Origin of the sequence: Streptomyces sp. NPDC093097 (assembly GCF_044754325.1) — a bacterium.
Taxonomy (GTDB): Bacteria; Actinomycetota; Actinomycetes; order Streptomycetales; family Streptomycetaceae; genus Streptomyces.
Genome location: NZ_JBIVOW010000042.1, coordinates 22,758 through 29,269, shown reverse-complemented (window position 1 = coordinate 29,269; position 6,512 = coordinate 22,758). Strand labels below are relative to the sequence as shown.

Here is a 6,512-nt window from a genome sequence, read left to right as displayed (position 1 = left end):
CCTACCCCGCCTGGCTTCACACCTACAATCACCACCGCAGACACACCGCACTCAAGGGCCAACCACCCGCCAGCCGCGTCCCCAACCTCACAGGGTAATACACCTAGCTGTTCAGGCTCGAACGTCAAGGCCCTTCACGTACTCCTCGAAGGGCACCGACTCGGCGACCGCGATGCGCTTCCACTTCCTGTACGGCTCTGGGTCTCCTTCGCGCAACTCCCGGTTGATCTGCGTCCCATCGGGCCGGTAGTTCAGGTGGACCACCTTGGACTCGTCGAACATCCAGAAATCCTGGTCGGCCAGTCCCGGATTCGGCCGGTCAGTCAGGTCGAGAATCCGGATCTCCTCACCTGCCTTGACGTGGTGCCGGTAGTAGTACTCGAACTCGAACCGGAGGTAGTCGGAAAGCGGCCGCGTGACGATGTGGACTCGGCCGACGCTCTTGCCTTCTTCGCGCCATTGCCGTACTTCGTTCATCCATCCCGAGTTGTAGTCGTCGGGCGACTTCTCCCCGGCCAGGAATCGTTCCAGTATCTCTGCTTCCTGCGGCATGGTGTAGGCAGGCAGAGTTTCGAGCCGCCATGCCTCACGCTGCATGGTGTCGAAGCACGCGTTCCACGCGTCACCAGCCAAGAACACGGACTGCCTCCCTAAGTACGGCTTCTGGAATCTCTACGAGCCCTTCCCCTTCTGCGGGAGCGAATGCGTCGCAACGGTCGCCCTGGACCACGAACGTACCCCGCTGGGTGCGGTAGACGTTCGGGCAGTCCTTCTCCCCGCACTCGCCGGTGCCGTTGCCGGTGAGGCGGGTCAGTTGCTTTCGTGACATGTCGAACTCCCTAGATCTTGGACCTGGTTGGGCCGACTGGCCATGACGGTACGAGGGTGGGTTGCGGACGTCTATGCGGTCACGCGACTTATGCGCGTCTTGGCATAAACCCAGGTAGCAACCTGCCTGGGCGGGCCGTCAGGCGCATAGGCGCACACGCATCCACCCGGTGGACCGCCCCGGTTGTGACGTGCCCGGAGGGTGCCGGTGCGAGAGATGGTGGCCGCCCAGGCCCGGGAGGGGTGGGCTTGGGCGGCGTGGGAGCCCGACCGAATCGTGCCCGAGATGGGTCGGACGGACTCCGTACTCCCCTTCGTCTCCGGCGGCAGGAGACCGGGAGCCCATGGGCGGGGTGGTGGGCTCAACCGGGGGAGAGCTGGCCCGGCGTTGATCATTTCGCCGGGGGCTTCAGGGCCGGTGGTGGCAGCCTGCGGTGGTCGGGGGCGTTGGCAGTCGAAAGCGCGGCGTTGCCATGCGCGACTTGACGTCGACGGGCGGGCCGGGAGCGTGGACGATGAGGGTCGCGCCGTGGTGCTCGCAGTTCCACACCGTGGGTGCGACGTGGTCCATGTCGTGCCAGCCGAACGGGCAGCCCACGGGCCGGTCGTCAAGGCTGATGGTGCCCGGCGCTGGTTCGGTCGGCAGGTCAGCGATGATGCGCGCTAGCAGACGCTGCACGGTCACCCCTGACCATCGCACGGTCGTCCCCGACCGTCGGTCTTCTTCCCGCAGTTCGGGCCCTGCGACTGCTGGTTCCGTTTGCTGTTCTTCTGGCTCAAGTCATCGGTGGTTCCGCTCATTTCCGGGCCGCCTTCACCATGCGGGTGACGCGGGCGGTCTGGCTCGGCGTGAGCAACGGGGGAGCGACCCGCGTCACCTTAAAGCCGTCCTCCTCGTTCAACTGCACAGTGCTGGGAGGGGCGTTGATGCCCGCTTCCTTCAGCGCGGCGTCGAGCTTCGCTGCTTCTTCGGCGCACGCCGAGTAGGGCGTGCGGGCAGGACTGGTCATGGAGCCCTCCTTGCCTCTGCGTAGCGATTCCGCTACCGAGAGCACCCAGCGTGGCCTACAGTCGCCATGTCTTCAACGTTCCTGAAACGGAGAGCACATTGTGGTGAACCGCAAGGAGTTGAACCCGAACGCGTCGCCGCAAGCAGCGTTCGGAGCACGTTTACGCAGCGCACGGGAAGCGCGTGGCTGGAAGCAAGACGAACTTGCCGCACGGGTCGGCTACTCGGGCAGGCATATCTCAGCGGTCGAAACTGGCCGCAAACCGCCAACTCCCCGTTTCTCGCGCAGCGTAGATGTCGCGCTCGGGATCACTGGGACCTCCGAGTCGTTCGAACGCGCGTTGGGTGAGATCCGAAACGGCAGTCTGCTGGAGGGGTTCCCGGAGTACGTCAAGCACGAGAAGACGGCCGCAGAGATCCGGCTGTTTGAGTCCGGTCTGGTCCCTGGTCCGCTCCAGACACCGGCGTATGCGCAAGCACTGGCCGATAGCTCCGTCAAGCGGGGAGTCATCACACGCGAACAGGCCGATGAACGAGTCTCGTTCCTCATGAAGCGCCAGAACGCACTGGTACGTCGTGACCCGCCTTTGGTGATCGCAGTACTAGACGAAAGCTGTGTCCGTCGCCCCATCGGCGGCGCAGCCGTGATGGATGAACAGTGCGAGCGCCTAGTGGAGTTCGCAGAGCAACCCAACACCATGCTTCAGGTCGCCCCCTACGTCATCGGTGAGCACCGCACCCTCGACCGGTTGGTGAACCTGCTGACGCTGCCAGACCGGTCCGTGATCTCGTATGTGGAGTCTCAAACTCAAGGGCACTTGGATCGGGCGCTCACTTCCGTGCTGCCGCTGGTGAGGGCCTACCATCAGCTACAGGCCGTTTCTCTGTCGCAGACAGCGTCTGTAGACATGATCCACCAGTTACGAAGAGGTACGCCGTGATGACTGAGCCCGAGACCCTGCTTTGGGTCAAATCCTCCTACAGCAACAACGGCGGTTCCTGTGTCGAGTGGGCCCCGGCATACGCGACGGCCACCGGCATCGTCCCCGTCCGTGACAGCAAGGACTCGAACGGCCCGCATCTCACGCTGACCCGAGAGGCGTTCGCCGGGCTTGTCGAGTTCGCCAAGTCGCACGGTTGATACATTCCGGCATCCGTCCACAAGGACCAGTACGGTCCCCTTCATCGCGATGGTGAAGGGGGCCGTTTCGTATCAGGTGACGAGGTAGGCGGCCACCTTCAGTACGTCGTCCAGGTCGGCCGAGGGTCCGGCCAACTCCCTGGCTGTCAGGGACAGTTCCTCCCGCCTTGGCTCCTCATCGGCGGTCCCGTTGGCGGTCCCGCACGCGGACGGCCGCCAAGGCCGTGGCGTCGTCGGAGCGTCCGCCGTCGAACCCGAGCGTCACCGCGTCGCCGTCCTCCAGAGGGTCGTCCACCGCGCAGTTGTCCCAGTCCTCCGGCGCGATCAATTGGTCTTCTACTGTGACCAGTTGGTTCAGGAACATCCACTGGGACCGGCTCCGCGGCATGTGGCCGGAGTAGATGGTGGAGACGATCCACTCCACGTCCGGCCAGTCCGCGCCCCCGAGTCCCGCAGGACGCCCCGACGCAGGAACCCGTCCCGCTTCAGGACGGACAGGCGACGGACCGGCCAGTCTGCCGGGAGGTAGGAGCGCCGGTCGCTGCCGTGCCAGGCCAAAGAGAAACGCCTCTCATCAATGGCGGTACGTCGGATAACTCCCTGTCAACGAGGCGAATTTCAGTCTGATGCCCGTGCCCGTGCCGAGACTGGTGGTCGGGCCACACCGGAACGTGCCACAGTGCAACGTCCACTGACCGCAGGGCACATGAAAGCGAGGCACCATGACGACCAGCGAAGGAACCGTTGCCAGCGGCTGCCAGTGCGGCCCCGGCTGTAGCTGCGGCTGCCAGCAGGGCGGCTCCTGCCAGTGCGGTGGCAGCTGCGGTTAGGAAGGTGCAACTGGAGCCCCTGGACGGCGTGTCTGGGGGCTCCAATGCACTGAGGCGCCGCCGACCGATACTCAGGCGGAGCGACTGCAAGCGACCCCGGCCGGAATCGAACCAGCGGCCACCCGCTCGGCAATCGGGCGCTCTCCCGGGCCCGCCTTCATATGCGTGAACTGGGGGCCGTGACAGCCTCGTTCGCCGGCGGGCCTGGCCTCTCTCGCTCTGGGGGCAGAAAAGCTGCCCCGCGCCGCGCCGCTTATGCCGGAAGGTGGCGGGGATGCCGTCGTCTGCGGCCGGGCGAAGACGTATAGGTGCAGGTGCGGGGGGACGTGATGCTCACGCCTTTCGGCGATAGGTGTCGTGAACATCCGCTGATAAACCGGGACACTTCGGTCCGAGATGGGGCAGGGCCTAGTGATGTACACCCGGAGCGACGAAACTCGCTCCGAACATCGCGACGACGTGCTGCGCACCCAGGCCCACCGTGCGCGGCCACGTGAGCCGCTCGTCCGGTCTGACCACGGCACCAGGGGCCAGGTTGCGCCCGTCGCCATGCACGGTCCAGCGCACGCAGAGGCCCATGACTGCTCCAGCTGTTCATGTGTACTTCACGGGGGGACGCAAAGCATTCTAAGCAGCCGCTTACCATGGCTGGGGTCCGTCGCGCCGGTACCGCCGGTGGCGCGCGCACCCGATCACCCACCCGGAATCCCAGGAGCACCACCCGTGAGCGTCGAACCCCTCCAGGCCGCCGACCCCGTCGGCTACGGCCAACTGGTCCCCGTCACCGTCCACTTCGACGACCTCGACGCGCTCGGCATGCTGCACAACTCCCGCTACCCGCTGCTGGCCGAGCGGGCCTGGGCGGAGTACTGGCACGGGTTCGGCTTCGGTTTCGACGGCGACTGGGTCGCCGCGGGCGACATGTGCAACGTCATCAAGGAGATGAAGGTCTCCTACGAGCGCCCGCTCACCCGCGCCGGCCACTACGCCGCGCACCTGTGGATAGAGCGCCTCGGCCGCACCGGCCTCACCTACGGCTTCCGGATCTGCTCCGCCGACGGCACCGAGACCCACGCCCGCGGCCACCGCGTCCTGGTCCGCGTCGACCCGCAGACGCTGCGCCCCACCCCGTGGTCGGACCGGGCCCGCGCGATCGCCGCGGAGCTGCTGCGGCCGGAGGCGGCGCAGCCGGCCGCCGGGGCCGACGCGGCCTGAGGGCGGCGGTCTGCGGGCGGCGGCCTGAGGACGGTGGTCTGCGGGCGGCGGCCATGCCGGTCCCGCCGCCCGCGACGGCAGCGGTCACCGCGGCCCCCCGCCGCTCCCGACGGCAGCGGCGGTCAGGAGCGCTTCAGGTCGCCGCTGTCGTGGTCGGCGGCGGCCGTGGCGCCCGTGGAGGCGGTGCGGGACGGCGCCCGCAGCACCCGCGCCCCGGCCACCAGGCCGAAGGCCAGCACCGTCACCAGCACGAACGAGCCGGTCAGCGAGGTCGCCTGGGCGATGCCGCCGATCGCCGAGGGGGCGATCAGGCCCGAGGTGTAGGTGATGGTGGCCACCCCCGCGATGGCCTGGCTGGGCGCCGGGCCGCTGCGCCCGGCCGCCGCGAACGCCAGCGGGACCACCACCGCGACCCCCAGGCCGACCAGGCCGAAGCCGGCCATCGCCTGGACCGGCCGGCCCGCGGTGACGATCAGCAGCCCGCCGAGCGTGGCCAGCACCCCGCCGGCCCGCACCGTGCGCACCGGGCCGAAGCGGGCCACCACCTTGTCCCCGGCCAGCCGGGCGGCGGCCATCGTGCAGGCGAACGCGGTGGTGGACGCGGCCGCCAGCCCCGCGTCGGTGCCCAGCCGGTCGCGGAGGTAGATCGCCGACCAGTCCAGCGAGGCACCCTCGGCGAACACCGCGCAGAACCCTATGGCGCCGATGACCAGCGCCGACCGGGGCGGGAACGCGAAGCGCGGCGGCGGATGCTCCTCGGGGGCGCTGCGCAGGTCCAGTACGCCCTGGCAGGCAAGGGCGCCGAGCAGCGTCAACACCAGGGCGGCGCCGGCGAGATGGAGCCGGGCGTCGGTGCCGGTGTGCGCGGCGACGGCGCCGGCCGCCGAGCCGAGCAGGGCGCCCGTGCTCCACATGCCGTGCAGCCCGGACATGATCGGCCGGCCCAGCCGGTCCTCGGTCTCCACGCCCAGCGCGTTCATCGTCACGTCCGCCATGCCCGAGGTGCCGCCGTAGACCAGCAGCGCGCCGCAGAGCACGAACACGTCGGGGGAGAGGGCGGGCAGTGCCAGGGCGAGCGTCCACAGCGCGAGCAGTCCGCGCAGTGCGGTGCGGGCGCCGAAGCGGTGGCTGATCCGGCCGGCCAGCGGCATCGCCAGCGAGGCGCCGATCGCCGGGAAGGCCAGGGCCAGGCCGAGTTGGCCCGGCGGGATCTGGGTGTGGTCCTGGATCCAGGGGATGCGGGTGGCGAAGTTGCCGGCGACCGAGCCGTGGATGAGGAACACCGCGGCCATCGCCCAGCGGGCGCGGCGCACTCGGCGGTCGGGGGGTAGGGGGAGGGGAGCGCGGGGAGTGGTGCCGGGAACGCCGTTGCCAGCCATGGCCGGCAAATTATCAGGAACCCGGTCTGATAATCAGGGGGTTGTCCCCTCGGGGCGGAGGCGTCCCGTCCTGTCCGCACCGCGCGGCAGCCGCCGGGCCGCTCCGCCTC

9 protein-coding genes and 1 pseudogene are annotated in these 6,512 nt (G+C 68.6%); 3 read left to right on the top strand and 7 right to left on the bottom strand.

The genetic code is table 11. The features are described from left to right. Positions 1–111 precede the first annotated feature (111 nt). The 4 genes from ACIQE0_RS37770 to ACIQE0_RS37755 form a co-directional block, all read right to left on the bottom strand. Positions 112–639: a DUF6879 family protein gene (locus tag ACIQE0_RS37770; RefSeq protein ID WP_402340639.1), complete on the bottom strand. Its 528-nt coding sequence runs from the start codon at positions 637–639 to the stop codon at positions 112–114. Further along, entirely contained in the window at positions 623–829 is a 207-nt protein-coding gene (locus ACIQE0_RS37765; protein ID WP_366339545.1) for a hypothetical protein, read from the bottom strand. Before ACIQE0_RS37765 ends, ACIQE0_RS37770 begins: the two co-directional genes overlap by 17 nt. Before the next feature lie 408 nt (positions 830–1,237). Next, the gene (locus tag ACIQE0_RS37760) at positions 1,238–1,513 is read right to left on the bottom strand and encodes a hypothetical protein (protein WP_402340636.1); all 276 of its coding nucleotides are present in this window, start codon (positions 1,511–1,513) and stop codon (positions 1,238–1,240) included. 112 nt (positions 1,514–1,625) lie between these two features. After that, complete coding sequence (locus ACIQE0_RS37755; RefSeq protein ID WP_402340633.1) at positions 1,626–1,838, bottom strand: hypothetical protein; 213 nt, start codon at positions 1,836–1,838, stop codon at positions 1,626–1,628. A gap of 100 nt (positions 1,839–1,938) precedes the next feature. Here ACIQE0_RS37755 and ACIQE0_RS37750 point away from each other — a divergent pair, with 100 nt between their 5' ends. Together ACIQE0_RS37750 and ACIQE0_RS37745 are read left to right on the top strand one after the other, a co-directional pair. Beyond that, positions 1,939–2,778, top strand: coding sequence for a Scr1 family TA system antitoxin-like transcriptional regulator (locus ACIQE0_RS37750; RefSeq protein WP_402340630.1), 840 nt, complete (start codon positions 1,939–1,941; stop codon positions 2,776–2,778). Then, positions 2,778–2,978, top strand: coding sequence for a DUF397 domain-containing protein (locus ACIQE0_RS37745; RefSeq protein WP_402340627.1), 201 nt, complete (start codon positions 2,778–2,780; stop codon positions 2,976–2,978). Before ACIQE0_RS37750 ends, ACIQE0_RS37745 begins: the two co-directional genes overlap by 1 nt. Positions 2,979–3,153: 175 nt before the next feature. Here ACIQE0_RS37745 and ACIQE0_RS37740 read toward each other — a convergent pair whose 3' ends face one another. Further along, positions 3,154–3,402 (bottom strand): hypothetical protein, encoded by a 249-nt coding sequence (locus ACIQE0_RS37740; protein ID WP_402340624.1) that lies wholly within the window; start codon positions 3,400–3,402, stop codon positions 3,154–3,156. A gap of 829 nt (positions 3,403–4,231) precedes the next feature. Further along, a pseudogene (locus ACIQE0_RS37735) lies at positions 4,232–4,387 on the bottom strand (nitrate reductase); the annotation flags it as partial. Between the two features lie 144 nt (positions 4,388–4,531). Here ACIQE0_RS37735 and ACIQE0_RS37730 point away from each other — a divergent pair. After that, complete coding sequence (locus tag ACIQE0_RS37730) at positions 4,532–5,023, top strand: thioesterase family protein (RefSeq protein ID WP_366339553.1); 492 nt, start codon at positions 4,532–4,534, stop codon at positions 5,021–5,023. A gap of 122 nt (positions 5,024–5,145) precedes the next feature. Here ACIQE0_RS37730 and ACIQE0_RS37725 read toward each other — a convergent pair whose 3' ends face one another. Continuing rightward, positions 5,146–6,402, bottom strand: a complete 1,257-nt coding sequence (locus ACIQE0_RS37725; RefSeq protein WP_402340620.1) for an MFS transporter — start codon at positions 6,400–6,402, stop codon at positions 5,146–5,148. Positions 6,403–6,512 lie beyond the last annotated feature (110 nt).

What these genes read in the sequence shown, in the direction of transcription:
- ACIQE0_RS37765 (WP_366339545.1), bottom strand. Translation starts at nt 829, where the DNA reads ATGTCACGAAAGCAACTGACCCGCCTCACCGGCAACGGCACCGGCGAG.
- ACIQE0_RS37745 (WP_402340627.1), top strand. Translation starts at nt 2,778, where the DNA reads ATGACTGAGCCCGAGACCCTGCTTTGGGTCAAATCCTCCTACAGCAAC.
- ACIQE0_RS37725 (WP_402340620.1), bottom strand. Translation starts at nt 6,402, where the DNA reads ATGGCTGGCAACGGCGTTCCCGGCACCACTCCCCGCGCTCCCCTCCCC.
- ACIQE0_RS37755 (WP_402340633.1), bottom strand. Translation starts at nt 1,838, where the DNA reads ATGACCAGTCCTGCCCGCACGCCCTACTCGGCGTGCGCCGAAGAAGCA.